Here is a 25,082-nt window from a genome sequence, read left to right on the forward strand (position 1 = left end):
TCATTATTCAGTAATATCGACAGCATATGGTCCATTAATCACTGAATAGAGGGAGCAAAGGATGGCGATCATCGAAACCGGTACTCCACCGGCTCATGACCAGCTTGAGTTCTTTATCGAGCAAGCGCGTCGCGCCCGTCCCATTCGCACGGCCGTCGTCCACCCGGTGGACCACAACAGCCTCAAAGGCGCCATTGAAGCGGCCGAACAGGGTCTGATCGAGCCGTTGTTGGTGGGCCCAGCACACAAGATTCAGGCGGCGGCAGAAGAGGAAGGCATCGACCTCTCGCCTTATAAAATCATTGCCACCGAGCACAGCCACATGGCGGCCGAGCGCGCCTGTGAGCTGGTACGCATGTCCGAAGCCGAAGCACTGATGAAAGGCAGCCTTGGCACGTCGGAGCTGCTCGGCGCAGTCGTACACAAGACCCGGGGGATCCGCACGGAGCGCCGCCTGAGCCATGTGTTCGTGTTTGATGTACCGAACTATCACAAACCACTGGTCATTACGGATGCCGCGATCAATGTCGAGCCCGATCTGATGATCAAGCGCGATATAGTCCAGAATGCCATCGAGTTCTGCCTTTCTCTCGGCATCACCGAGCCCAAGGTCGCCGTGCTGGCTGCCGTGGAGAAAGTGAAGCCGAACATGCAAAGCACGCTCGATGCCGCGGCCCTGTGCAAAATGGCGGACCGCCGCCAGATTACCGGCGGGATCATCGACGGTCCGCTGGCGTTCGATAACGCCATCTCACGTCAGGCAGCAATCGACAAGCATATCGACTCGCCGGTTTCCGGCGAGGCCGATATTCTGCTAGCACCCGATCTCGAATCCGCCAACATGATTGCCAAACAGCTGATCTACCTGGCGAACGCGAAGTCCGCCGGCATCGCCGTCGGTGCCCGGGTTCCGATCATCCTGACCAGCCGGGCAGAGGGGCCTCTGGGACGACTGGCCTCCTGTGCACTGGCCTCACATATGGTACTGCACGCCTCAAAGGAGATCTGAGCAATGGATACCATTCTGACGGTAAATGGCGGTTCATCCAGCCTGAAATGCGGTCTCTATACGCTCAGAGACGAGGGCTTGCATTGCCTGTACCACTTAAAGCTCGGCAATCTGCTTGGCGAAACGGCTCGCTTTGACATCATGGATGAGCGGGATGCACCACTTGAACACCTGGATCTGGACTTCAGCGCAATCGACCCTGAGCTACGCCATCAGGCCGCCCTCAAGCATGTATTAAGCTGGCTTCAGGAGCACCTGAGCGAGGTCAATCTGGTGGCGACAGGGCATCGCATCGTACACGGCGGCGACCGTTTTTCCGCTCCGATTCTGATCGGTGAGACCGAGCTTGAGCAACTGAAACGGTATATCCCGCTGGCGCCACTGCATCAACCGTATAACCTCAAGCTGCTGGAAGCGTGCGGCGATCTTGCACCCGACATACCTCGGGTGGGCTGCTTCGATACCATGTTTCACAGTCGCCAGCCCCGACTCGAGCGCCTGTACGCGATACCGCGAGAACTTTCCGACGCGGGCGTACACAAGTACGGCTTTCACGGTCTTTCCTATGACTATATCCAGCATCAGCTGGCTGCCATAGGCTGTGGTCAGCTAAAAACCGTGGTTTGCCATCTCGGAGCAGGCGCTAGCATGTGCGCAATAAAAGATGGCCACTCGATCGCAAGCTCCATGGGCTTTACCGCGGTTGACGGCCTGCCTATGGGTAGCCGGTGCGGCAATCTTGATCCGGGTGTACTGCTGTATTTGATGCATGAGCACCAGATGGGACTGGAACAGATTGAAGACCTGATCTACAAGCAGAGCGGCTGGTTGGGCGTGTCCGGTATCAGTTCCGACATGATCACCCTGCATCAATCCGAATCGCCTGCAGCGCAGGAGGCGATCGACCTGTTCTGCTATCGTGCCGCGCTGGAGCTTGGGCGACTGAGCGCCGCACTTGAGGGGCTCGAACAGCTGGTGTTCACCGGTGGCGTGGGCGAAAACGATGCCGACGTGCGTGCCCGCATACTGTCACGCAGCCGCTGGCTGGGTATCGAGTTCGACGCCAACGCCAACGAACGCCATGACCGGCGCATCGATACCGACGGTTCGGCGGTGAGTGTGCGTGTCATTCCGACAAATGAAGAAGCGATGATCGCTCAGCGTGTCGCCGAGCTGCTGGCGGGCTAGTCATCCCCGCCCGGCATGACCACCTGACCATGTACGTTGAAACTCCATTCGTCGCCCCCTTCGGTGGGCGACGTTGCAAAGGCGCCGCAGTGACGGCAGCGGTAGAGCTGGCGACCGCTTAGATCAAGCATGGGGCGCAATCCGCTGTGTGCGGGCAAAGGTTTCCGCCTGTCGCTAAGAGCGCGGCATTGATCACAAAGAAAACGAGCGGGCATGTTCTGACATCCTGTCGATTGATATACGTTCCTGACTACGTTGCTACCCGTCGACGGCGCACAATTTCGAACAGGCACACCCCCGTCGCAACCGATACATTGAGACTGCTGACCTCGCCGGCCATTGGAATACGGATCAGCTGATCGCAATGCTCCCGGGTCAAACGCCGCATCCCCTTTCCCTCGGCTCCCATCACCAACGCGACGGGACCACTAAGATCCGCGTCGTACAGTTCAACATCGGTCTCGCCCGCGGTCCCGGTGATCCAAATTCCGTACTGCTGCAACAGCTGTAGTGTTCGGGCCAGATTGGTAACCTGAATATAGGGCACCGCTTCTGCCGCGCCACAAGCAACCTTGATCGCCGTCGCATTCAGCGGTGCGGATTTGTCGCGGGGCGCGATGACGGCCTGAACGCCCGCCGCATCGGCACTACGAAGACACGCACCCAGATTATGCGGATCGGTCACGCCATCGAGTACCAGCAGCAGAGCCGGTTGATCCTGCCCTTCCAACCCCTCCAACAGCCGCTCAAGATCCTGCTCGTTACCAGCCTGGAGCGCAGCAGTCTCCGCGACTACACCCTGATGCACCCCCTGAGAGAGTTCATCGAGCTTGGCACGTGGCACCAGCTTGATCGGAATACCCGCGCTCTCGGCGTCTGTCACCAGCGCCTGCAAGCGCTTATCGAGTCGTCCCTGAAGCAGGAGCAGACGACGCACGCGCCCCGGATCACGCTTGAGCAACGTGCTGACGGCGTGGATGCCGAAGGTGATATCCGCTTTCATGACAACTCCGTGACGAATCGGTGACTGGGTTAGAAGGCGCACATTATCCCCAAATCGGCACAGGAATCCCAGACGAGGGCCGTTTTTATCCGCTTCGGCCGTTATGATCTGATAAAACCTACGATGTTGTTCCTGTATCAGGAAAACAACATAATCGATAAGGCCACTACCCCGCTCCCACGCTTTTGCCGATAAGGAACAGGCCCATGCGCAGAGTATTGTTTATCGCCGTCATAGCATTGATCGCGACGCTCTACCTGCAAAAATCGGAACAGACCCAACCCGATGGCGTGCTGGTCCCGTCATCACCGATTCAGGCGCAGATCTCCCCTTCGTCATTCCAGTTTGAAGGCTATCGGATCGAGCGTCTGGCGGGGTTCCAGCTGGAAGCCCGCGTACTCGGACAAGAGCGCTACAGTCTGGACCGGGAATCCGATCTGGCCCGGTATGATCTGGCACTTGGCTGGGGCCCCATGTCGGATAACCGGGTGCTTGAACAGATCGAAATCTCCCAGTCTGGCCGCTGGTACCACTGGAAGACGCAACAATTGCCGATTCCCCGACGCGATATCGAGCGCTCCAGTGCCAATATGCACATGATTGCGGCAAATGACTGGATCGAAGAGCAGATCGCCGATGCAGTTCCCGGGTCATTGATACGGCTCGAAGGATTTCTGGTCCGCGCTGTTGGCAACGATGGCTGGCGCTGGCAGAGCTCACTTACACGTGACGACACAGGTCAAGGAGCCTGTGAACTGATCTTTGTCGAGTCGTTTGAGATTCTGGATAGGACGTAAACGAAAACGGGCTGCATCAGCAGCCCGTTTCAGTTGATGGCATCCAGCTTACGCCAGGCCTTCAAATACCTTGTCACGGATATCGTCGACGCTGCCGACACCGGCTACATAGACATATTTCGGTGCCGTTTCAGGCGCCTCTTCTGTCCAGCCACGGTAGTAGCTGATCAGCGGTTCTGTCTGCTCGTGGTAGACCTTCAGGCGGGCACGGACAGTATCTTCCCGATCGTCTTCACGCTGTACCAGCTCGTCACCGGTCACATCATCCTTGCCTTCAACTTTCGGCGGGTTGTACACGATGTGATAGGTACGACCCGAGCCCGGGTGTACACGACGGCCACTCATACGCTTGATGATCTCTTCGTCCGCGACGTCGATCTCAACAACGGCGTCGATATTGACGCCCGCTTCTTTCAGGGCATCTGCCTGCGGGATTGTGCGGGGAAAGCCATCAAACAGGAATCCGTTTGCACAATCGGTTTCGGTAATACGCTCTTTCACCAATCCGATGATGATTTCATCGGAAACCAGACCACCTTCATCCATCACCTTTTTGGCCTGCACGCCCAAAGGGGTACCGGCTTTGACAGCCGCGCGCAGCATATCACCGGTCGAAATCTGCGGAATGCCGAATTTCTCGGTGATGTACTGAGCCTGGGTCCCCTTACCGGCACCTGGGGCGCCAAGAAGAATAATACGCATAAGAAGATAGTCTCCTGATAATTACATTAAGCCAGCAAACCGGAGTACCCGACGTTAGACCGTCGGATACTGAAATTTGTTATGGGCTCCGCCTTATGAGGCACAAACCTTAGCCCGTCTTCACACCGGGCCTCAATTCGACATTAGCACTAACAGACACCATGCCTTTGGCGGGCCGAAACGACCAGAGTACGCCATCACGCCCTAAGAGTTCAACCGATACAGACCTCAGCAGTTTTAGCCGGTGTTGCGCATCCCGGCGGAGATACCGGCCATGGTGACCATTAAGGCCTGCTCCAGACGCTGATCCGGCTGGTTGCGGTCTCTGTATAACAACTCCGCCTGCAGAAAATGCAGCGGATCGATATAGGGGTTGCGTACATCGATCGACTGACGGATGACTGGGTTATGGTCCAGAAGATGGGTCACACTCTTGATACGTTTGACATGCTCGACGGCGGTCAACAGCCGAGACCTGAGCGCCGAGCCCAGCGTTGTCAGCTCTGGCGATACAAGGCGTTGCTCATAGTATGCCGCGATATTGATATCGCTCTTGGCCAGCACCATCTCCAGCATGTCGATGTAGCTGCGGAAGAAGGGCCAGTGGCTATACATATGCTGAAGACGTGGCAACTCTCCCTCCTTGATGGCCTGCCCGAGAGCCGCATCGGAGCCCAACCAGGCCGGCAGCATCAGACGTATCTGCGTCCAGGCAAAAATCCAGGGAATGGCGCGTAATGACTCAACGCCCCCGTCGGCGCGACGCTTCGCCGGACGTGAGCCCAAGGGGAGTTTCGCCAGCTCCTGTTCCGGCGTGGCCGAACGGAAATAGGGCACGAATTGCGGGTCGTCACGGACAATCGCACGATAGGAGGCTAGCCCCGATGCGGCCAGTGCGTCCATATTTTCACGCCAGGCGTCGTCCGGGGCGGGCGCCGGCGCTAGCGTGGCCTGCAGGACAGCACCGGTATAGAGTTCCAAGTTTCGAATAGCCAGTTCGGGCACACCGAACTTGAACCGGATCATTTCGCCCTGCTCAGTGACGCGCAGGCTACCGGCCACAGAACCCGGCGGTTGCGCCAGTATCGCCGTGTGGCTCGGACCGCCACCGCGCCCCACTGTACCGCCACGGCCATGGAAGAGTGTCAGCTTGATATTGTGTTGAGCACAGAGACGCGTCAGTGCCTCCTGAGCTCGGTATTGCCCCCAGGCCGCGGCCAGCTGACCGGCATCCTTGGACGAATCCGAGTAGCCGATCATCACCTCCTGGTGCCCTTGTGCGTAACTGCGATACCAGTCGATTTCGAACAGCGCCTCGATGCAGGCTCTGGCGTTATCGAGATCATCCAGCGTTTCAAACAAAGGCACCACTCGCAGATTATGCCGAATCCCCTGTTCTCGCAGCAGCAGGATGACCGACAGCACATCAGAGGGTTGGCTGGCCATGGAGATGACATAGGAGCCCAACGCTTTGGGGTCAGCCTCGGCAACAACCCGACAGGTGTCGAGCACCTCCTGCACCTCAGCGGTCGGCTGCCAATGCCGGGGTAACAACGGGCGGCGCGAAGCCAGTTCTCTAAGCAAAAATGCCTGTTTGTCAGCTTCGCTCCACTGGCTGTATCGTCCCAACCCGTAGAAGCCCGTCAACTCATCAAGCACCGCCGCATGACGATCGGCGTTCTGACGGATATCCAGCCGCACCATGGTCAGTCCGAAGCATGCCACACGGCGAATCAAGTCCTCGAGCTTTCCAGCGGCGATACTGGCCATGCCGCTCTCGATGAGCGAGCGGTGGCACAGTTGGAGCGGCGCCAACAGCTGTTCCGGGGTATTGATCGGCAGCTCTGCTTCAGGTTGGAAACCGTCCAGTTGCGACTCTATGCCCTCGCGGCTGATCAGCAGGTCATGCTTTAGCGAGCCCAGCAAGGTGCGGTAGGGTTCATCAACCTCACCCACCAGCGCCTTCATCTCCGCAGTTGCCCGAAACATCGACAGCTCACCGCGGAGCTCATCCACCGAACGTATATAGAGATCCAGAGCTTCCCAGCGCGCCAGCAACAGAACTTCCTTTGTTACCTCGGCCGTTACGTTGGGATTGCCATCTCTGTCGCCCCCCATCCACGACGAAAAGCGTACCGGACAACAATCCAGCGGCAGCCCCTGGCCCAGTGACGCCCTCAACTCGTTATCGAGCCGCCTTAGGAAACGCGGGACAGCCGACCAGAGCGAGTTCTCCAAAACCGCAAATCCCCACTTGGCCTCGTCGACCGGTGTCGGGCGCTGTTTTCGTATCTCATCGGTATGCCAGATCTGGCTGACAAGCTCATCGACCCGGGTCTGGCAGGGGACTTTCCGGTCCAGTTTCTTGAGGCAATCGGTGATGCCATCGTACTTCTGAATCAGTGTACGACGGTTTACTTCCGTGGGGTGGGCAGTCAGTACGAGATCGATATCCAGCGTTTTGAGGGTCTCGACCAATTGGTCAGCGCTGAAGCCCTGCTCTCGCAGATGGGTCAACAGGTCCTGAAATTCGTCGGGCGCGTCTTGAGCCGATGCGTTGTCGAGTCGACGGCGAACACGGTGATGCTCTTCGGCAATATTGGCAAGATTGAGAAACTGGGTGAAGGCACGGGCTATCGGCAGCACTTCATCTTCGTGCAACTGGCCAATCGCTTCGAGCAGCTGAAGATGCTCCGGCTCTTCCTCATTTCGTCCGGCCTTGGCCAACTGGCGTATGTACTCTACGCGTTCGAGAAACTCCGGCCCAAGATCGCTGGAGATGGTTCGGCCCAGGCTTTCTCCAAGCATGCGCACGTCATCGCGCAGGTCTTCGTGCAGATCACTCATGGATGGCTCCGTTCATCAAGACGCTTTATGCCATCCTACCGCAAAGCAACGCGCTGCCAACCCCTGCTAAAGTACCGTCATTGAGCGTTCAGGATTTCAGACAACCGGTCCAGAGCACGTCGCGCCTCCCATTCGGTTGAAAACCGTATGGCACGCGTGCGCTGCTGACTGAGGCTAAGCTCGATCCGGTAATTGACCTCTGTCTCCCTTAGCTCTTTCGAGATAATGTTTGCACCGCGATAGTCATCGAAACCAAAGCGTTCATAGCCATCAGGCCCAACCAGCGCCATCTGTCTCGCTTGGGTATCGATAACCAGTTCGGGTGTGCCGCCCAGACTTTGGGAAAGGGTAAAGCCATCGTTTTGAAGTGTGACCTTTTGCTGCTCACTCCTCTGCCAGCTGACATATCCCAACCCCAGAATGACCAGCAGGGCGATGACGAAAACCGGACGACGCAACATAGGCTAAAGCCCTTTGGCCTTGGCTTCGTCCCACCAGTTATCGAGCTCTTCCAGACTGAAACGGCTCCAATCACCACCGCGCTGCTCAACCTGCCGCTCAATATAGCGAAAGCGTCGCTCGAACTTGGCATTGGTTGCCCGAATCGCCTGCTCAGGATCAACGCCCAAGTGACGCGCCAGATTGACCTGTACAAAGAGTAGATCACCCATTTCAGACGCGATCTCCTGCTGTCGACCGGCCAGAATTGCCTCGCGCAATTCGGCGATCTCTTCCTCGATCTTGTCCAATATGGGTAGGGCTTCTCCCCAGTCAAAGCCGACTTTCGAAGCCCGTTTTTGCAATTTGGCCGCCCGGCTCAGACCTGGCAAGGCGATCGGAATTTCATCCAAAACACCGGAGCGCGCCTTGGCGTCACGCTCCTGTTGTTTGATCGACTCCCAACGCTCACCGATCTCGGCAGTTCCGATCTCGTCCTGCCGACGCTCACCGCGCAAGGTTCCATCAGGAAATACATGGGGGTGGCGGCGCAGGAGTTTGGTCACCAATTGATCAACGATGGCGTGAAAATCGAAACGCTGCTCCTCTTCTGCAAGGCGAGCATAGAAGATCACCTGAAACAGCAGATCGCCGAGTTCATCCTGGAGATGGGGCCAATCCTCACGCTCGATGGTATCCGCGACCTCATACGCTTCCTCCAGCGTATGGGGCACGATCGAAGCAAAGTTCTGCTCCTGATCCCAGGGACAGCCCGATTCGGGGTCCCGAAGTCTCTGCATCAGGTAGATCAGATCATCGAGGGAATAGGTCACGAACGGCTCCCTCGACGCTCCCGGTGCACATCCATAACGTTCTGTATCTGATTGATCTTATCCATCACGCGACCGAGCATGTCGAGACGTTTGATCTCGATGGTTAGCGACAGGCGGGCCAGATTGCTCTTGCGATCAGTAGCGGTATTAGCGGCAAGAACGTTGATACGCTCGTTGGCCAGCACCATCATTACATCACGCAACAGGCCTGAGCGGTCGAACGCCTCAATCGAGATATCCACCGGATAGGTCGTGCTCTCCTCATCGCCCCAGTCGACACCGATCACCCGGTCCGGCTCGTGGTCACGCAGCGCCAGCAGGTTGCTACAATCCTCACGATGGATGGAGATGCCGCGGCCCTGAGTGATGTACCCCATAATTGGATCGCCGGGAACCGGTTTGCAGCAGGACGCTACGGTTGTCAGCAGGTTTCCGACCCCCAGAATACGCACACCGCTGCCGCCTTTTCGTGGCTCGTCCTGGGTACCGCTGGGCAAGGCAAGATCGAGCTGCTCTTCCGGTTTTTCGGGCTCAACCTGGCGCTGCGCTTCGTTAATAATCTGCGACAGCCTCAGATCACCCGCACCGACAGCAGCATACATATCTTCGCTGTGCTTGTAGTTCAGATGATGCGCGACCATCGGCATATCGATCTGGTGGAGATCGATTGCCAGGCGACGAAACTCACGCTGCACCATGTCGCGACCCGCATCGGCGTTCTGGTCCTTAGCCTGAAGCTTGAACCAGTGGGCGACCTTGGCGCGCGCGCGGGATGTGGTGACATAACCCAGGTTGGAGTTAAGCCAGTCACGCCGTGGGCGTTCCTCTCCGGTCAAAACCTCAACCTGATCGCCGGTTTTCAGCTGGCGGTTGAGCGGAACGATACGTCCATTGATTCGAGCCCCCCGGCAACGGTGCCCAATCTCGGTATGAACGCGATAGGCGAAGTCGATCGGCGTGGCACCGCTGGGCAGGTCAACCACATGTCCGTCCGGCGTGAAGACGTAAACCCGATCCTGAACCGCATCGCCTCGCAACATATCACCGAAGGCTTCGCTGTCGCCCAGCTCATCGTGCCATTCAAGCACCTGACGCAACCAGGAGATCTTCTCCTCGTACCCATCGCGTCGCGCCTTGGTATCCGTTCCCTTGTACAGGTGGTGTGCGCACACCCCCAGCTCGGCTTCCTCATGCATGTTGAAAGTTCGTATCTGAACCTCAAGCACCTTGCCTTCAGGTCCGAAGACGGCGGTATGTAGAGAACGATAACCGTTGGGTTTGGGTGATGCGATATAATCGTCAAACTCATGCGCTATGTTGCGCCACAGGCCATGAACGATGCCCAGAACGGTGTAACAGTCGCGAATTTCGGGCACAAGAATACGCACGGCACGGACATCGTACACCTGGCTGAAATCGATATTCTTGCGCTGCATTTTGCGCCAGATGCTGTAGATGTGCTTGGCACGCCCCATCACATCACCATCGATTCCAGCGTCCTTGAGGCGTGAGCGCAACAGTTCCACCGCTTCATTGATGTACAGCTGCCGGTCCAACCGACGCTCATCGAGCAATCGCGCTATATGCTTGTAGTCGTTGGGTTTGAGATAGCGGAAGGAGAGGTCTTCCAGCTCCCACTTGATGTGGCCGATACCCAGGCGATGGGCCAGCGGCGCGTAGATATCGAATACTTCTCGCGCCACGAGATAACGTTTCTTGCGTGAACCGTCCTTGACGCTTCGAATCGCACAGGTCCGCTCAGCGATCTTGATCAATGCAACACGCACGTCATCGATCATGGCGACCAGCATCTTGCGCAGGTTATCGACCTGCGCCACTCCGGTACCTAATACGTTTTCTTCGCTACGTGGATTTTTGAGCGAACCGATAGCGGCCATCTGCAACACACCGTCTATCAGATGCGCGATGGTTTCACCAAATTCACTACGGACACGCTCAAGCGCAAGCTTCTGCTCGCGCACGGCACGATAAAGGATAGCCGCGACCAGTGTTTCCTGATCCTGCTGCAACTCGGCAAGGATCTGCGCCATCTCAAGGCCGGTCAGAAAGCTGCCCAGCGTGCTGCTGCCCCAAAAATCCTCTTCGGGCGACACGTCGGCCTGAGCCTGACGCGCGACCTCACAGGCCTTGCGCACCTGAGCCAGGTCGGACAGTTTGACCTGCTCTTCCAGACGCTCCAGCCAGAGGTCCAGATCAACACTGCCATCTTCCCGAATCGGGTGGTCTTCTCGAACTTTTACCATGGAGTTATACCACTCCTGTCTCGCGCTTCTGCCGTCGCCATATGCACTTCAACAGCTCAGTCATTAAAAAGCTCTCGCCGATAAGCGATGTTGATACGAGAGCCCAACAGAGCCTGCCCCACCTTTCGCCTCCCTGGCTGCCGGCGGCTTATTCTAATCTCTATGACCCTGCCAAGCGAGTAAGTTCAGCCTATCTAACCAGCATAGAGCGATTAGCCTCTACCCGCCATCGACTGACTCAGCCGCTGAACACGCCCGTCGACAGATAACGATCGCCCCGATCACATATAATGCACACGATCGTCGCGCCCTTGACCTCCTCGGCCAGACGCAGAGCACCGGCTACCGCACCGCCTGAGCTGACGCCGCAAAATATCCCTTCGCGCCGGGCCAGATCGCGCATGCAGTTCTCTGCCTCCTGCTGAGTGATATCAATCACCCGATCTACCCTTGAGGCTTCAAATATTTTGGGAAGATAGGCTTCCGGCCAACGACGAATCCCCGGTATTTGGGACCCTTCCTTGGGCTGTAAGCCGACAATCTGGATATCTGGATTCATCTCTTTGAGGTAGCGAGAGGTGCCCATGATGGTGCCGGTAGTCCCCATAGAGCTGACGAAATGGGTCAGCGTCCCCTGAGTCTGTTGCCAAAGTTCAGGCCCTGTGCTGCGGTAATGAGCCTCGGGATTATCCGGGTTTGAAAACTGATCCAGCACCCGGCCTTTGCCGGCGGCTTGCATTTCCAACGCGAGGTCGCGAGCCCGCTCCATCCCCTCTGCCTGTGTTACCTCGATCAACTCGGCGCCATACGCGGTCATCGCTGATTTACGCTCGTCGCTCATGTTGTCCGGCATGATCAACGTCATGTGATAACCCTTGATCGCAGCAGCCATAGCCAGCGCAATCCCGGTATTGCCGGACGTGGCTTCGATCAGCGTATCCCCGGGCTTAATCTCTCCACGCATCTCCGCCAGCTCGATCATGCTCAGCGCAGGGCGGTCCTTGACCGAGCCCGCCGGGTTGTTGCCTTCCAGCTTGCACAGGATGATATTGTCGTTGGCAGCCTTGATCCGCTGTAAACGGACCAGCGGCGTATGACCGACACAGTCGGCGATAGTCGGATATTGCACAGACATGGTTATGACTCAAGAAGAGGTTGCACTAACTAAAAGGAATAAAAAAAATTATCTTTATTCCTGCGCATTTGGACGAGAATCATATCAGCCGACCGGAAGGGTCACAACTGGCCCAGCTTAATGCTCAAGAACCCCGCTATTGTCGCAACAACGACAAAAATCCCGGTGATGGCTCGCTCCCGTTACGTGCAAGCAAACACCCTGCCAGTCAGGGGAGTATTTCAGCGATCACGGTTGCGATCACGTAATGCTGTTCATCACTGTACGAGAGGTGCCAGGCGCCAATGCGACGCGATGCGGCAATTTCGCCGGCAGTGCCCGTAACGGCAATCAACGGTCGTCCGCTGTCAGCATGAGACACACTTAACTGCTGCCAGCCAACCCCCCGCCCAATGCCGGTACCCAAAGCCTTCACCGCCGCCTCTTTGGCAGCGAAGCGCTTGGCCAGAAATCGCGCAGGATTATTAGAACTTTGGTAGGCGACTAACTCATCTGCCGTCAAAATACGCTCAGCCAATCGAGGCGTACGCTGGAGCGCCGCCTCAATACGAGCAATTTCGACAATATCGGTGCCCAGTCCTGCGATCATCTGCGCACAGCATCTCGCTGAGACTGAACACGCTGCTGAGCACGATCCATCAGCTCACGCATCTCCGCCACAGCTTGTTTGAGCCCCACGAAAAGCGCGTGCGCGATCAGGCCATGGCCGATATTGAGCTCGTGCAGCTCCGGAATCTCGGCCACCGCTTCAACGTTGTGATAGTGCAACCCGTGACCGGCATTCACCACCAGCCCCAGCTCTCGGGCGCGCCGCGCCGCGCGCTTTAGCCGCTCAAGCTCGGCTTGCTGGCACTCGCTGGTTTCAGCATCAGCGTAGGCTCCGGTATGCAATTCGATAACCGGGGCCTGACAACGGGCCGCCGCTTCAATCTGGCTGGGCTCAGGGTCAATAAACAGTGAAACCTCACATCCGATGGCACAGAGGCGCTTGCAGGCTGCGGAAACCTCATCGAAATGGCCACAGACGTCCAACCCGCCTTCCGTGGTCAACTCTTCGCGCTTCTCCGGCACGAGGCACACATGAGCCGGACGAATCTCTTCAGCGAACGCGATCATCTCTTCGGTAACCGCCATTTCAAGATTCATGCGCGTGTTCAGGACTTGCGCCAGCACACGCACATCACGCTCCTGGATATGTCGTCGGTCTTCACGCAGATGGACGGTAATGCCATCCGCACCGGCTTCCTCGGCCAACAAAGCACCGTAGACCGGGTCAGGATAACGGGTACCACGAGCCTGACGCAGGGTCGCGATATGATCGATATTGACGCCCAGAAGAAGACGATTTGGATCTACCACGTGTCACTCCTTTATTCTGGAAAATAGCAAACGACTGTTTAAAGGACGGTCACCAAGCAGATCGCCCAGTGCCTGGCGCATCAAACGCTTGGCACAACGACGGACCTCTTCATCCCGATAGTTATCTTCGGCAATGGCGGCCAACAACCGCCCAGAATAACCGCCTTGCCCGGCCACCGCGGGCACCAGACCAAGCTGGGATTCGAAGCGGTACTCAAGGCGCGTGTCCAACCCGTGCAATCCAAGACCAAAGCCCAACTCTTCAAGCAACTGTCGCTCAAATGTGCGTAGAGCCCCTTCGATATCCTCACCGGATTGGAGCTCATTCAATACATAGCGATAGTATAGGAAGATTCGCGGGCAAGACTCACCGGACTGCAGCAAGCGCTGCAAGAGTTCGTTGACATACAGCCCACACAGAAGGGCAGTACCGGAGAGCGGTGGTTGCACTTCGACGTGCTCCACCCCGCCCAGGTTCTTCAACTCGTGACGACCATGCCACCCCAGCTGCAGTACTTGAAAAGGCTGGAGCGCTGCACGTAAACGTGACTTGGGGCGTCTGGCGCCGCGGGCAACAGCACTGATTTTCCCCTCTTCCAGTGTAAGGAGATCAACCAGTAGACTGCTCTCACGATAAGGCCGGGTATGCAGAACATACCCGGCCGATGATTCGACCCGCTGACTCATGCCAGGGCGTTACTCGTGCTTATAGCCCAGGCTATGCAACGCACGCTCATTGTCCGCCCAACCTCGCTTGACCTTTACCCAAAGGTTGAGCATTACCTTGCAGTCGAACATCCGCTCCATATCCTGACGAGCATCACGGCCGATCCCCTTGAGGACCTCACCCTTATTGCCAATGACGATACGCTTCTGCCCTTCACGCTCCACCAGTATCAATGCACTGATCGTCAGCAAGGCACCATCATGCTGAAACTCCTCGATCTCGACTGTTGTGCCGTAAGGCACCTCATCGCCAAGATTACGCATCAGCTTTTCACGCACAAGCTCAGCTGCAACGAAGCGAGAGCTTCGATCAGTAATTTGATCCTCTGGGTAGAGGTGCACCCCTTGCGGAATGAATCCCTCTACAACCTCTTCAAGATGCTCAACGTTGTGCCCCTTTTCCGCAGATATAGGCACAATTTCAGCGAAATCCAGCTTCGAGGAGAGCAGTTCCAACTGCGGCAGCAGTGCACTCTTGTCCTTCAGCAAATCAACCTTGTTCACCGCAAGAATGACGGGACAGCGAGCAAACTTGAGTTTTTCCAGAACCGCCTCGTCCTCTTCGGTCCAGGCCGTACGGTCAACCAGAAACACGATGACATCAACATGCCGCAGCGCTTCGGACGCGGCCCGGTTCATGTAGCGGTTAAGCGCACGCCCCTTGTCATCGATATGCAGTCCCGGCGTATCCACATAGATGACCTGCAGATCATCTTCTGTCTTGATCCCGAGTATCTGATGGCGTGTCGTTTGTGGTTTTTTAGATGTGATGCTGAGCTTCTGTCCAAGAATGCGATTCATCAGAGTCGACTTGCCGACGTTGGGACGGCCAACAATGGTCACATAGCCACAGCGCGTGTCCTGTACGTCATCATATTGCTCACTCATGACTTGCCCCCTTTTACGTCGAGAGCCATCAATGCAGCACGTGCGGCTTCCTGTTCGGCCTGGCGTCGACTGCTGCCGACCCCCTCTGTCGGTTTGTTCAAAAGCGCGACCTCACACCGGATATGAAATGTCTGAGCGTGCGCCTCACCCTCGACCGATAACAACTCGTAGTTGGGTAACGCCTCACGTCTGGATTGCAGAAACTCCTGAAGTCGGGTTTTTGAATCCTTGAGCGTTTCATTCAGATCCAGGCTCTGCAATCGAGACTCGAACCAGTTAAGTATAAACGTCCTGACGCAACTCAGATCCGTATCGAGATAAATGGCACCGATAATGGCTTCCACCGCATCGGCTAAAATGGAGTCCCTCCGGAAGCCGCCGCTTTTAAGCTCGCCGGATCCCAGACGCAGATAATCACCGATATCAAGCTCTCGCGCGATTTCTGACAGCGTTTCCCCTTTTACCAAGCGGGCACGCAGTCGGCTCATCTGACCTTCGCGGGCAGCCGGAAACTTTGCATATAACGCTTCGGCTATTACAAAGTTAAGGATGGAGTCACCGAGAAACTCGAGACGTTCATTGTTCCGCTTACCGCAACTGCGGTGAGTCAATGCAAGCTCGAACAGACCAGGATCAGAAAAGTTATGTCCCAGTCGGCGAGCCAGTTCAGCTGTAGGTTTTATCAAGGCTTTGTAACTTCAAAATGCTCTTTAAAGACAACCACCGCGTCGACGTTATAAAACATCGGCACTCGTCGTTCGTAATTCAGATCGAAATGATACACGCCTTCTTCGAGCTCGATCTTCAGCGATTCACGGTCAGGCAACCGAACTTGGTTTATACCGAAACGGCGCTCTAGATCACGTTTTATTTCTGGTATCGGCTTTTTAAGTTCATCTTGATCAAGCGTCACATTCTCTACGATCGATTTGATCGTCCAATGATCCATATACGGGGTGTATAACTTGAACCCGACCGTAAAAAACACGCCAGCGACCATGATGACGATCAGCGTCGCCAATATGGACGCCCCTTTTTCTCCGGATCTGTATACGCTCATCCCGTTCTCCTTTACTTGATTGAACGAACCGCACTGAAATCAGGAAGGCTTAGAAGCTCCGACCAATGCATCCAGACGGCCACTGCCTTGCCAACCAATAGTTCTTCGGGAACAAAGCCCCAATAGCGACTATCGTTGCTATTATCACGATTGTCACCCATTACGAAATAGTGCCCCGCCGGGACCGTCCACTGCGCGTTCAAAGTGGGCCGCCCTATATCCCGATAGATCTCGTGCTCGACACCGCCCAACGTCTCGTTCACCAGCAAACGCTCCGGATTGAGAGGCGGTAACTGAGCTTCCAATACCTGCGCTTGTGGTTCGCCGTTTATATACACCACTTTATCTTTGTAGGTCACGACATCGCCCGGTAAGCCTACGACACGCTTGATATAGTTGATGCTGGGCTGTTCCGGATATTTGAACACCACCACATCACCACGCGCGGGCTCCTCGATAGAGAGGATTTTGGTATTCAGAACCGGAAGACGAAGGCCATAATGATATTTATTGACCAGAATGTAGTCGCCGATTTTAAGCGTCGGAAGCATAGACCCGGAAGGAATCTGAAACGGCTCATACAAAAAGGAGCGCAGTATCAGAACCAGTGCCAGCACCGGAAACATCGACCGTGACAAATCTGCCCATCCGCTGGGCTGGTAGAGCTCTTTTCGTGTCTGCTCGGGCAATTCACCACCTGCCCTGATTTCAGCCTCTTCAACCCGCTGCTGTCGCCGCGGCTGAAAAGCCACAAGGTCCAACAACCAGAGCAACCCGGTGACCAATGTCGCCAACACCAAAATCAGGGCAAAATCGAAGTTCATCCTTAGCCTCAGTTATCCACTTTCAACACAGCCAGGAAGGCATCTTGAGGAATCTCAACCCGGCCTACCTGCTTCATCCGCTTCTTACCTTCTTTCTGCTTTGCCAGCAGCTTTTTCTTACGACTGACGTCACCGCCATAGCACTTTGCCAGTACGTTCTTGCGCAGTGCTTTTACCGTGGTTCGAGCAATGATCTTTCCTCCTAACGCAGCTTGAATTGCCACATCAAACATTTGTCGAGGAATCAGTTCTTTCATCTTTTCGCACAGCAGGCGGCCACGATAGAGTGCGTTATCCCGATGCAATATGACCGCCAGCGCATCCACTTTTTCGCCATTGATCAGAATATCCATGCGCACGAGCTTAGCCGGCTCGAATCGCTTGAAACTGTATTCCAAAGAGGCATAGCCACGGCTGACAGACTTGAGGCGGTCAAAAAAGTCGAGAACGACTTCGGCCATCGGAAGTTCATAGCTAAGCTGTACCTGGCTGCCGACGAACTGCATGTTTTTCTGTACACCGCGTTTTTCAACACACAGGCCTATCACCGAGCCCAAATGCTCCTGAGGCACAAGGATATTTGCCTCGACAACAGGCTCCCGCATCTCCTTGATCGCCCCTGGATCAGGCAGCTTCGAGGGGCTATCGATATAGACGACTTCCCCGTTGCCCATTTCGATTTCATACACAACCGTGGGGGCGGTGGTAATCAGATCGAGATCATACTCACGCTCAAGTCGCTCCTGGATGATTTCCATATGCAACATACCAAGGAAGCCGCAACGGAAGCCAAAACCAAGCGCATCGGAGGTTTCGGGTTCGAAGAACAACGACGCATCGTTCAACGTCAGTTTGTCGAGCGCCTCACGGAAATCCTCGTAGTCATCGGCACTGGTTGGGAAAAGGCCGGCATAAACCTGAGGCTGGATACGTTGGAAACCCGGCAAACTATCCACGTCGGGGGTCTTGGCGTGGGTCAATGTATCGCCTACTGGCGCGCCGTGGATATCCTTGACGCCCGCTACTACAAAACCCACTTCGCCGGCCCGCAATACACCCGTTTCTTTCTGCTTTGGCGTAAAGATGCCGACCAGATCCGCCTGATGAACCTGTCCGGTGGACTTGACCAGTATCTTGTCTTTCTTTTTGAGCGTGCCCTGCTTGACCCTGACCAGTGAGACAACGCCCAGATAGTTATCGAACCATGAATCTATAATAAGTGCCTGCAGGGGTGCTTCCACATCCCCTTCCGGTGCAGGAATCACTTTGATTAGCGCTTCCAGCACATCCTTGATCCCCATCCCGGTTTTCGCCGAGCACGCAATAGCGTCGGTGGCATCGATGCCGATAACCTCTTCGATTTCGTGCCGCACACGCTCTGGCTCAGCTTGGGGCAGGTCCATCTTGTTCAGTATTGGCAGAACCTCAAGCCCCTGCTCAATGGCGGTGTAGCAGTTCGCCACAGACTGTGCCTCAACCCCCTGCGCTGCATCAACGATAAGAAGTGCACCTTCACATGCAGACAGGGATCGCGAAACTTCATAGGAGAAGTCGACGTGTCCCGGGGTATCGATAAAGTTGAGCTGATAGGTTTTCCCACTATCGGCGGTGTAATTGAGCGTAACGCTTTGAGCCTTGATAGTAATACCGCGCTCTCGCTCGATATCCATCGAGTCCAGAACCTGTTCGGCCATCTCTCGTTCGGATAGCCCGCCGCAGGTTTGAATAAGGCGGTCGGCCAACGTCGATTTTCCGTGATCGATATGGGCAATGATTGAGAAATTACGTATATGGTCCAGCTTGCTCACAATAGGGCTACTCGGTTCGAACTGACGTCGGAGAACAGGATTACAAGAAGCGCAGCAGTTTATCGCATTTCCCTTTCTACAGCACGTAATGCCGATATCGACAGGATGAAAAAAGGGGCCTCAGGCCCCTTGATAAACTACTGTTGAACCAGTTTCAGCGGTATGAACAACGGGCTACCGCGGCGCACGATTCTCATCGGTACAGAACGATCTTCCGGCAGGGCATCCACCACATCAGCAAACTGCTGGACGCTCTCGATTTGCGAGCCATTTAGCATAGTGATCACATCGCCAGCCACAACCCCCGCCCGGGCGCCCGCGCCATCAGCGACTTCTGACACTACGACACCCGAGCGAACATTCCACTTCTCCCGGTACGAATCACTCAAGGGTTCCACTTTCAAACCGAGACGATTCAGGGTTGCAGGCTTAACCTGAGGTTCGCCTCCTACTGCTTGCCCATCCTCAGGAAGGAGACCCACTTCGACATTAATTGTCGTACGCTCTCCGTCCCTGATGACGTCCATTTTCGCCTCCGTCCCCGGTTTTACGCGACCGACCAGATGAGGAAGATCCGACGACAGCGCAATACTCCGACCATTGAACGATGTGATCACATCGCCTTCGAGCAATCCTGCTGCCTGTGCCGGACTATCGGGCAATACCTTGGCGACCAAAGCACCTGCCGGTTTGTCCAGACCGAACGACTCAGCGAGGTCGCGGTTAACCTCCTGGATAATCACACCGAGCCAGCCGCGACTAACATGTCCCTGACTCTTGAGTTGATCGGCCACATCCATTGCCACATCGATCGGAATCGCAAACGACAACCCCATGAAGCCGCCGGATCGGGTGTATATCTGCGAATTGATTCCGACAACTTCACCATCAAGGTTAAATAGCGGCCCCCCCGAATTACCGGGATTAATCGCTACATCCGTCTGAATGAAGGGTACATAGGTCTCATTTGCCAATGCGCGTTCCTTGGCACTGACAATACCGGCGGTCACAGTATGATCGAAACCAAAGGGAGAGCCGATAGCCAAAACCCACTCACCTACCCTGAGGTCCCTTGCTTTACCAATTTTGACTACAGGTAGATCTTCCGCTTCGATTTTGAGCAGCGCCACATCGGAGCGCTCGTCGGTGCCGACGATCTCCGCCTCAAGCTCCCGACGATCATTCAATCGTACAAGTACGCGCTCAGCACCTTGAACGACATGGTTATTGGTCAGTACATAACCATCTTCAGAGATAATAAACCCCGAACCTAAAGACTGAGGCGTACGCTTGGGACGAGGCTCCATATCGGGGAGGTTGCGGAAAAAGTGCCGGAATATCTCAGGTATATCCTCACTATCTGGAGCACCAAACTGCCCCAACGCCGAACTCCGTTCAGATTCGGTCGCTTGAACAGTACTGATATTTACAACCGCAGGGGAGGAATCTTCAACAAGCTCGGTAAAATCTGGCAATGAGGCCGCTCGACTTGCTTGTGCCACAAGGGTCGTCAGCCAAACCAACGAAACGAGTACAACAGCTTTAGTCTTCAGCATCGAAATCACTTTACTTGAATATAAATATTGTGGGGGGAACCGTTAGGCGAGGCGCAAGAGGACCGGTTGGTAACAGTCACCGTCGCTGGCTCGGGACGTATACCAGCGCACTGCCGGAAAGCTCACGGCCAAGCCCGCAACGGCGGCAACGATCTGCTGCCCCTCGGATGCACCAAACACTCGCGCGAACAGCGCAAAGCAAACAAGCGCCAACAAAGGCACCATGTAGATCAGAACGGAAGCCTTAATAAGACTCCCTTCTTCGAGACCTACGACAACGGCCTGCCCGATACTGGGACGAAGTCCTGCCGGATTAACAACAGACAACTCGACCGAGCTACCCGACATCCAGTCGGACAACGCACCCTGTCCACAGCTTTTTTTGGCATTGCAGGCCGAGCATGCACTCTGACGGGATGCTTCTATCCAGATTTTGTCATCTTCGACACGAGAGACGTGCACAACCTCTTCGATCATCGCCCTACCTTATCTGCGTAACGTTAGTCGCAATACGATCTGCAATCATCAGCGGGATGTCCCCCACTACGGTTACAAAATTATCGCCTTGTCTACGGCCTACTGCCACCAGTCCGTCCGACTGAACTACACCTTCAGAAGAGCGTTGATATCGACGCGGCTCAACGGTGACGGAAATCGTCCCTTCACCGTTTGAATACACCATCAATTCACCGTGCGGCAACATGTCATGACGTACCGCGTGATATCCATCTGGAATCCAGGCGGTCTCCCATTGTGGTTGCCCAACCTTCGACAACTGTTGATGTTGATCAATATAGCTCTTCAGCCCTTGTGACAGGCGGATCACATCCGACTGCTGTGACGAGGACTGAGTAACCCGGGTAATGTCACCAAACTGAGCGCGCACCAAGTCATTTGAAATGGGTGTCGGCGGCGGCACATAAGCAGTGCTTGGCGCTGACAGCGCCGGCGTCGAACTGTCACTACCGAAGTTGTTCGCACCGAGTATGATCACGGCAGTTACCGATGCTGCCACCGCCATACTCGCTACCGACCGCCAGATACCAGAAAAGCTCTGTCCATCGTGTGAAGACACCTTCTCGTGATGAGCAGGCTCGACATCGATAGACGCCGCTATACGCGCGCTCAGATCGTCGCGAGCATGACCTAAGGCTTCACCCTGCAGCACGGATCGTACAACCTGATATCGGCGCCAAGTTTGTCCAAGCTCGTCGTCACCTGCAACCTGCTGCAGCAGTCGCCGAGTCTCAAAGTCACTAGTCTGACCATCCATCAGGGCCGATAGCCCTTCCTTACACTCACTCATGGCTCTTTCCTCAACATGCGGGCGCATTTCGGTTGAATCACACACTTCTCTTTCGTTATTAACGCCTAGTGGATCAAGGCTCAAGCAAAGGCTTAATCTCTCTATCGATCGCCTCTCGCGCTCGGAAAATTCGGGACCGGACCGTACCAATCGGACAATCCATAATGCTGGCTATGTCCTCATAGCTCATACCCTCGAACTCCCGCAATGTTAGCGCCACCCTCAAATCTTCCGGCAACTGGTCCAGCGTTTGTTTGACAACCCTCTCCAGCTCATCTCGATAAAGGCTGTTTTCGGGCGTCTCGATATCTTTTAGTTCGCTGTCACCCTCGATGTAATGAGCATCCGCGACATCAACATCGGTGTCCGGCGGTCTGCGGCTTCTCGCTACCAGATAGTTTTTTGCCGTGTTGATCGCGATGCGGTATAGCCACGTGTAAAAGGCGCTTTCACCACGAAAATTAGGCAGCGCCCTATAAGCCTTAATGAAAGCTTCCTGAGCGACGTCCAGCGCTTCACCATGGTCATACACGTAACGCCCGACCAGTCCGATTATTTTGTGCTGGTACTGTTTTACCAGCAGATCAAAGGCGCGCTTATCACCTGCCTGCACTCGTTTTACAAGTTTCTGGTCAGCCGCGGCCTGACTCTCGTTCGACACAAAGATTCCTTTACATCACGCTCACGATACACTGCCCCTGACTAATGGGCGCTTATCCAAAGAGTATGTCGTTCACAACTAACGCATTGCAATAAGAATCCTGTACTGACCCTATCCTGAACGTAAGAACCGCCACCCACTTTTTAGTTCCCACCTGTAGAGTTTTTTTTGCGAACACGCTGCCTTGCCAGAGCCACAGCGTGCATAATAAAACTTTCGTATTGGATAGAAGGACAACGCGGGTAGATGAGTGTGCATGAATATGACGTGCTGATTATCGGTAGCGGCGCAGCGGGCCTCACTCTGGCACTCAACCTCCCCAGTACAGCCCGCATCTGTGTACTCAGCAAAAGCAAGCTGGAAAACGGATCGACCTGGTTTGCTCAGGGTGGCATAGCAGCCGTACTGGATGAGGAAGACAGCGTCGACGCACATATACAAGATACCCTCATAGCCGGCGCAGAGCTAAGCCGCCCCGAATCCGTCAATCACACTGTATCGGCCAGCCGCGACGGCATTGAATGGCTCATTCAACAAGGTGTGCCATTTACTCAGGATGCTGCAAGCTATCACCTCACCAAGGAGGGTGGACACTCACACCGCCGTATCATTCATGCCAACGATGCGACAGGACGCGCCGTCGAAGAAACACTTCTCTCCAGAACAAGCCGGGCAGAAAATGTAAGCCTATTCGAGCACCACATCGCGATCGACCTTATTACGCGGCGCAAGCTCCACCTACCGAGAAACGCTTGCGTGGGGGCATACGTACTAAACGCCCTGACAGGACACGTTGAAGTTTTCAAAGCACAGCACGTTGTTCTTGCAACCGGCGGCGCCTCGAAGGCTTATCTTTATACAAGCAACCCTGACGGCTCCACTGGCGACGGAATTGCCATGGCCTGGCGCGCCGGCTGCCGAGTCGCCAACATGGAGTTCAACCAGTTCCATCCGACATGCCTTTTCCACCCCAAGGCAAAGTCATTCCTGATCTCGGAAGCCGTTCGAGGAGAAGGCGGCATACTACGACTCCCCGATGGCACACGCTTTATGCCCACGTTCGACCCAAGAGCCGAGCTTGCACCTCGCGACATTGTCGCCCGCACCATCGACCACGAAATGAAACGCTTGGGCTGTGAATATGTCTATCTTGATATATCCCACCGACCGGCAGATTTTATACGCAGCCACTTCCCGACTATCTACGAACGCTGCCTTAGTTACGGAATAGATATAACACGAGAAGCGATACCAGTAGTTCCGGCCGCCCACTACACCTGTGGCGGCGTAATAACAGACCAGCAAGGGCGGTCAGACCTCAAGGGGCTCTATGCAATCGGAGAGACAGCCTTTACCGGGCTGCATGGTGCAAATCGACTTGCCTCAAACTCACTACTTGAATGCGTTGTATACGGACGTTCGACCGCTAACGCGATAGCGATGGAACTTGCCGCCGAACAACAGGAACTCCCCGAAGTACCCTGCTGGGATGAGTCCCAAGTAACAGACTCGGATGAAGACGTTATCATCGCCCACAACTGGGAAGAGCTTCGACGTTTCATGTGGGACTACGTCGGAATCGTGCGCACCAACAAGCGCCTACAGCGAGCACGACATAGAATAGAATTGCTTCAGCAGGAGATCACAGAATACTACAGCAACTACAAAGTCAGCCGTGACCTGATCGAACTGAGGAACCTGGCTACTGTCTCTGAACTGATTATACGTAGCGCAATGCTACGAAAGGAAAGTAGAGGGCTACACTACACGCTCGATTACCCAGAACTTGCACCGGAGAGACAGGATACGATCCTTGCGCCGATCAACTATCCTTGGCCCGAGGCGTCACGCTGAACAGGCGGCGCCCACTTCAGCACTATGCACAGGCGCCGCCAAGCAGCTGCGTCCAACTGATCCGCTGTAACTATTAACCAAATAGGTAAATAGCGGTTATCCGGTACGAATTTTAATACGATCATTCCCGGAATGAGCGCACGCTGGTGCAGTTCAGCCACCGTCAGTGACTCCCCATTTTCGAGATAGAAGGATAAGCGTTTTCGATCTGGAAACCAGCTAAGTCCAGCCACGCGCTCACCAGGTGAGCAATGAAAAAAATGCCTGATAGCAATCGCCATTGACAGCATCACTGTCAATACGCAAACAATCAGGACAAAGAGCTCCAATCCAACAATAAAGAGCGCGAAGAGAGCTATAACATGAGCACTGCCGACCATAGCCGGCAGTAGATATGATCTCTTAAATGTCAGCTCAAGCGGGCTGAACGCGCTGGAGTATGATCTTAACGATACGTGCAAGGTCAGGATCCTCTGGAGTTTCCCTCTGCATAAACCAGACAAACAAGTCCTGATCTTCACAGGCCAGCAGTTTTACAAATCTATCTTGATCATCGGCATCCAAACTACGAAATGCCTCTTCCACGAACGGCACAAACAAAACGTCTAGCTCAAGCATTCCGCGACGACTTTGCCAGGCCAAACGCCTAATGTCTTCTTCTGTATACATCTCACCTCCTGCTGCTCAGGTATGCCAACCCGAGGTATTTAACCGACTTTACTCGACCAGTACCAGCGCTTTTCACCTGTCCCAGACGCAAAAAACCCCAGCACCTTTCGGTACTGGGGTTCTTCACTCCCTTTCGGGATCATTAGGTGCCTGGC

Annotated in this window: 25 protein-coding genes; 4 read left to right on the forward strand and 21 right to left on the reverse strand. The window is 55.2% G+C overall.

Going from position 1 to position 25,082, the window contains the following annotated elements; genetic code table 11:
* Nucleotides 1-61: 61 nt before the first annotated feature.
* Both ADIMK_RS02590 and ADIMK_RS02595 read left to right on the forward strand, forming a co-directional pair.
* Nucleotides 62-1,009: a bifunctional enoyl-CoA hydratase/phosphate acetyltransferase gene (locus ADIMK_RS02590; RefSeq protein WP_036183101.1), complete on the forward strand. Its 948-nt coding sequence runs from the start codon at nt 62-64 to the stop codon at nt 1,007-1,009.
* A 3-nt stretch (nt 1,010-1,012) separates the two neighbouring features.
* On the forward strand, nt 1,013-2,197 hold the full coding sequence (locus ADIMK_RS02595; RefSeq protein WP_036183103.1) for an acetate/propionate family kinase: 1,185 nt from the start codon (nt 1,013-1,015) through the stop codon (nt 2,195-2,197).
* Here the strand turns inward: ADIMK_RS02595 and ADIMK_RS22275 are convergent.
* Together ADIMK_RS22275 and rlmB are read right to left on the reverse strand one after the other, a co-directional pair.
* A complete protein-coding gene (locus tag ADIMK_RS22275) occupies nt 2,194-2,328 on the reverse strand; it encodes a hypothetical protein (RefSeq protein WP_255344262.1) in 135 nt (44 codons plus the stop codon). The two genes, ADIMK_RS02595 and ADIMK_RS22275, sit on opposite strands and share 4 nt — an antisense overlap.
* Before the next feature lie 119 nt (nt 2,329-2,447).
* On the reverse strand, nt 2,448-3,200 hold the full coding sequence (gene rlmB, locus ADIMK_RS02600) for a 23S rRNA (guanosine(2251)-2'-O)-methyltransferase RlmB (RefSeq protein WP_036183105.1): 753 nt from the start codon (nt 3,198-3,200) through the stop codon (nt 2,448-2,450).
* A gap of 206 nt (nt 3,201-3,406) precedes the next feature.
* Between rlmB and ADIMK_RS02605 the strand changes: the two genes are divergently transcribed.
* Nucleotides 3,407-3,997 carry a hypothetical protein gene (locus ADIMK_RS02605; protein WP_036183107.1) on the forward strand — a complete coding sequence of 197 codons (591 nt, stop codon included), beginning with the start codon at nt 3,407-3,409 and terminating at the stop codon, nt 3,995-3,997.
* A gap of 48 nt (nt 3,998-4,045) precedes the next feature.
* Here ADIMK_RS02605 and adk read toward each other — a convergent pair whose 3' ends face one another.
* The 18 genes from adk to rpoE form a co-directional block, all read right to left on the reverse strand.
* Entirely contained in the window at nt 4,046-4,699 is a 654-nt protein-coding gene (gene adk / locus ADIMK_RS02610; RefSeq protein ID WP_036183109.1) for an adenylate kinase, read from the reverse strand.
* Between the two features lie 237 nt (nt 4,700-4,936).
* Nucleotides 4,937-7,546, reverse strand: a complete 2,610-nt coding sequence (gene ppc / locus ADIMK_RS02615; protein ID WP_036183112.1) for a phosphoenolpyruvate carboxylase — start codon at nt 7,544-7,546, stop codon at nt 4,937-4,939.
* A gap of 77 nt (nt 7,547-7,623) precedes the next feature.
* A complete protein-coding gene (locus ADIMK_RS02620; protein WP_036183115.1) occupies nt 7,624-8,007 on the reverse strand; it encodes a hypothetical protein in 384 nt (127 codons plus the stop codon).
* A 3-nt stretch (nt 8,008-8,010) separates the two neighbouring features.
* Nucleotides 8,011-8,817: a nucleoside triphosphate pyrophosphohydrolase gene (mazG, locus tag ADIMK_RS02625; protein WP_197027453.1), complete on the reverse strand. Its 807-nt coding sequence runs from the start codon at nt 8,815-8,817 to the stop codon at nt 8,011-8,013.
* Nucleotides 8,814-11,081, reverse strand: coding sequence for a GTP diphosphokinase (relA, locus tag ADIMK_RS02630; RefSeq protein WP_036183117.1), 2,268 nt, complete (start codon nt 11,079-11,081; stop codon nt 8,814-8,816). Before relA ends, mazG begins: the two co-directional genes overlap by 4 nt.
* A 238-nt stretch (nt 11,082-11,319) precedes the next feature.
* A complete protein-coding gene (gene cysM, locus ADIMK_RS02635; RefSeq protein ID WP_036183119.1) occupies nt 11,320-12,216 on the reverse strand; it encodes a cysteine synthase CysM in 897 nt (298 codons plus the stop codon).
* 208 nt (nt 12,217-12,424) lie between these two features.
* Nucleotides 12,425-12,805 carry a holo-ACP synthase gene (gene acpS, locus ADIMK_RS02640; RefSeq protein ID WP_036183122.1) on the reverse strand — a complete coding sequence of 127 codons (381 nt, stop codon included), beginning with the start codon at nt 12,803-12,805 and terminating at the stop codon, nt 12,425-12,427.
* Complete coding sequence (gene pdxJ / locus ADIMK_RS02645; RefSeq protein WP_036183123.1) at nt 12,802-13,575, reverse strand: pyridoxine 5'-phosphate synthase; 774 nt, start codon at nt 13,573-13,575, stop codon at nt 12,802-12,804. Before pdxJ ends, acpS begins: the two co-directional genes overlap by 4 nt.
* A gap of 3 nt (nt 13,576-13,578) precedes the next feature.
* On the reverse strand, nt 13,579-14,262 hold the full coding sequence (gene recO / locus ADIMK_RS02650; RefSeq protein ID WP_036183125.1) for a DNA repair protein RecO: 684 nt from the start codon (nt 14,260-14,262) through the stop codon (nt 13,579-13,581).
* Nucleotides 14,263-14,271: 9 nt separating this feature from the next.
* A complete protein-coding gene (era, locus tag ADIMK_RS02655) occupies nt 14,272-15,189 on the reverse strand; it encodes a GTPase Era (RefSeq protein ID WP_036183127.1) in 918 nt (305 codons plus the stop codon).
* Nucleotides 15,186-15,875 (reverse strand): ribonuclease III, encoded by a 690-nt coding sequence (gene rnc / locus ADIMK_RS02660; protein ID WP_036183128.1) that lies wholly within the window; start codon nt 15,873-15,875, stop codon nt 15,186-15,188. The genes era and rnc overlap by 4 nt, the downstream gene beginning before the upstream one ends.
* A complete protein-coding gene (locus ADIMK_RS02665; protein ID WP_036183129.1) occupies nt 15,872-16,249 on the reverse strand; it encodes a DUF4845 domain-containing protein in 378 nt (125 codons plus the stop codon). Before ADIMK_RS02665 ends, rnc begins: the two co-directional genes overlap by 4 nt.
* Nucleotides 16,250-16,260: 11 nt before the next feature.
* Nucleotides 16,261-17,073 carry a signal peptidase I gene (lepB, locus tag ADIMK_RS02670; RefSeq protein WP_036183131.1) on the reverse strand — a complete coding sequence of 271 codons (813 nt, stop codon included), beginning with the start codon at nt 17,071-17,073 and terminating at the stop codon, nt 16,261-16,263.
* Between the two features lie 8 nt (nt 17,074-17,081).
* Nucleotides 17,082-18,881, reverse strand: coding sequence for a translation elongation factor 4 (gene lepA, locus ADIMK_RS02675; protein ID WP_036183132.1), 1,800 nt, complete (start codon nt 18,879-18,881; stop codon nt 17,082-17,084).
* Between the two features lie 137 nt (nt 18,882-19,018).
* Nucleotides 19,019-20,437, reverse strand: coding sequence for a DegQ family serine endoprotease (locus ADIMK_RS02680; RefSeq protein WP_036183133.1), 1,419 nt, complete (start codon nt 20,435-20,437; stop codon nt 19,019-19,021).
* 42 nt (nt 20,438-20,479) lie between these two features.
* Nucleotides 20,480-20,914, reverse strand: coding sequence for a SoxR reducing system RseC family protein (locus ADIMK_RS02685; protein WP_036183134.1), 435 nt, complete (start codon nt 20,912-20,914; stop codon nt 20,480-20,482).
* A 4-nt stretch (nt 20,915-20,918) separates the two neighbouring features.
* Nucleotides 20,919-21,743 carry a MucB/RseB C-terminal domain-containing protein gene (locus tag ADIMK_RS02690; protein ID WP_036183135.1) on the reverse strand — a complete coding sequence of 275 codons (825 nt, stop codon included), beginning with the start codon at nt 21,741-21,743 and terminating at the stop codon, nt 20,919-20,921.
* 73 nt (nt 21,744-21,816) lie between these two features.
* Complete coding sequence (rpoE, locus tag ADIMK_RS02695; protein WP_036183136.1) at nt 21,817-22,404, reverse strand: RNA polymerase sigma factor RpoE; 588 nt, start codon at nt 22,402-22,404, stop codon at nt 21,817-21,819.
* A 246-nt stretch (nt 22,405-22,650) separates the two neighbouring features.
* On the opposite strand from rpoE, the gene nadB reads away from it, so the two are divergent.
* Entirely contained in the window at nt 22,651-24,258 is a 1,608-nt protein-coding gene (nadB, locus tag ADIMK_RS02700; RefSeq protein ID WP_036183137.1) for an L-aspartate oxidase, read from the forward strand.
* A gap of 414 nt (nt 24,259-24,672) precedes the next feature.
* Here nadB and ADIMK_RS02705 read toward each other — a convergent pair whose 3' ends face one another.
* The gene (locus tag ADIMK_RS02705) at nt 24,673-24,927 is read right to left on the reverse strand and encodes an FAD assembly factor SdhE (RefSeq protein WP_036183138.1); all 255 of its coding nucleotides are present in this window, start codon (nt 24,925-24,927) and stop codon (nt 24,673-24,675) included.
* Nucleotides 24,928-25,082: the final 155 nt, after the last annotated feature.

This window comes from Marinobacterium lacunae (assembly GCF_000705555.1).
Lineage (GTDB): Bacteria > Pseudomonadota > Gammaproteobacteria > Pseudomonadales > Balneatricaceae > Marinobacterium_D > Marinobacterium_D lacunae.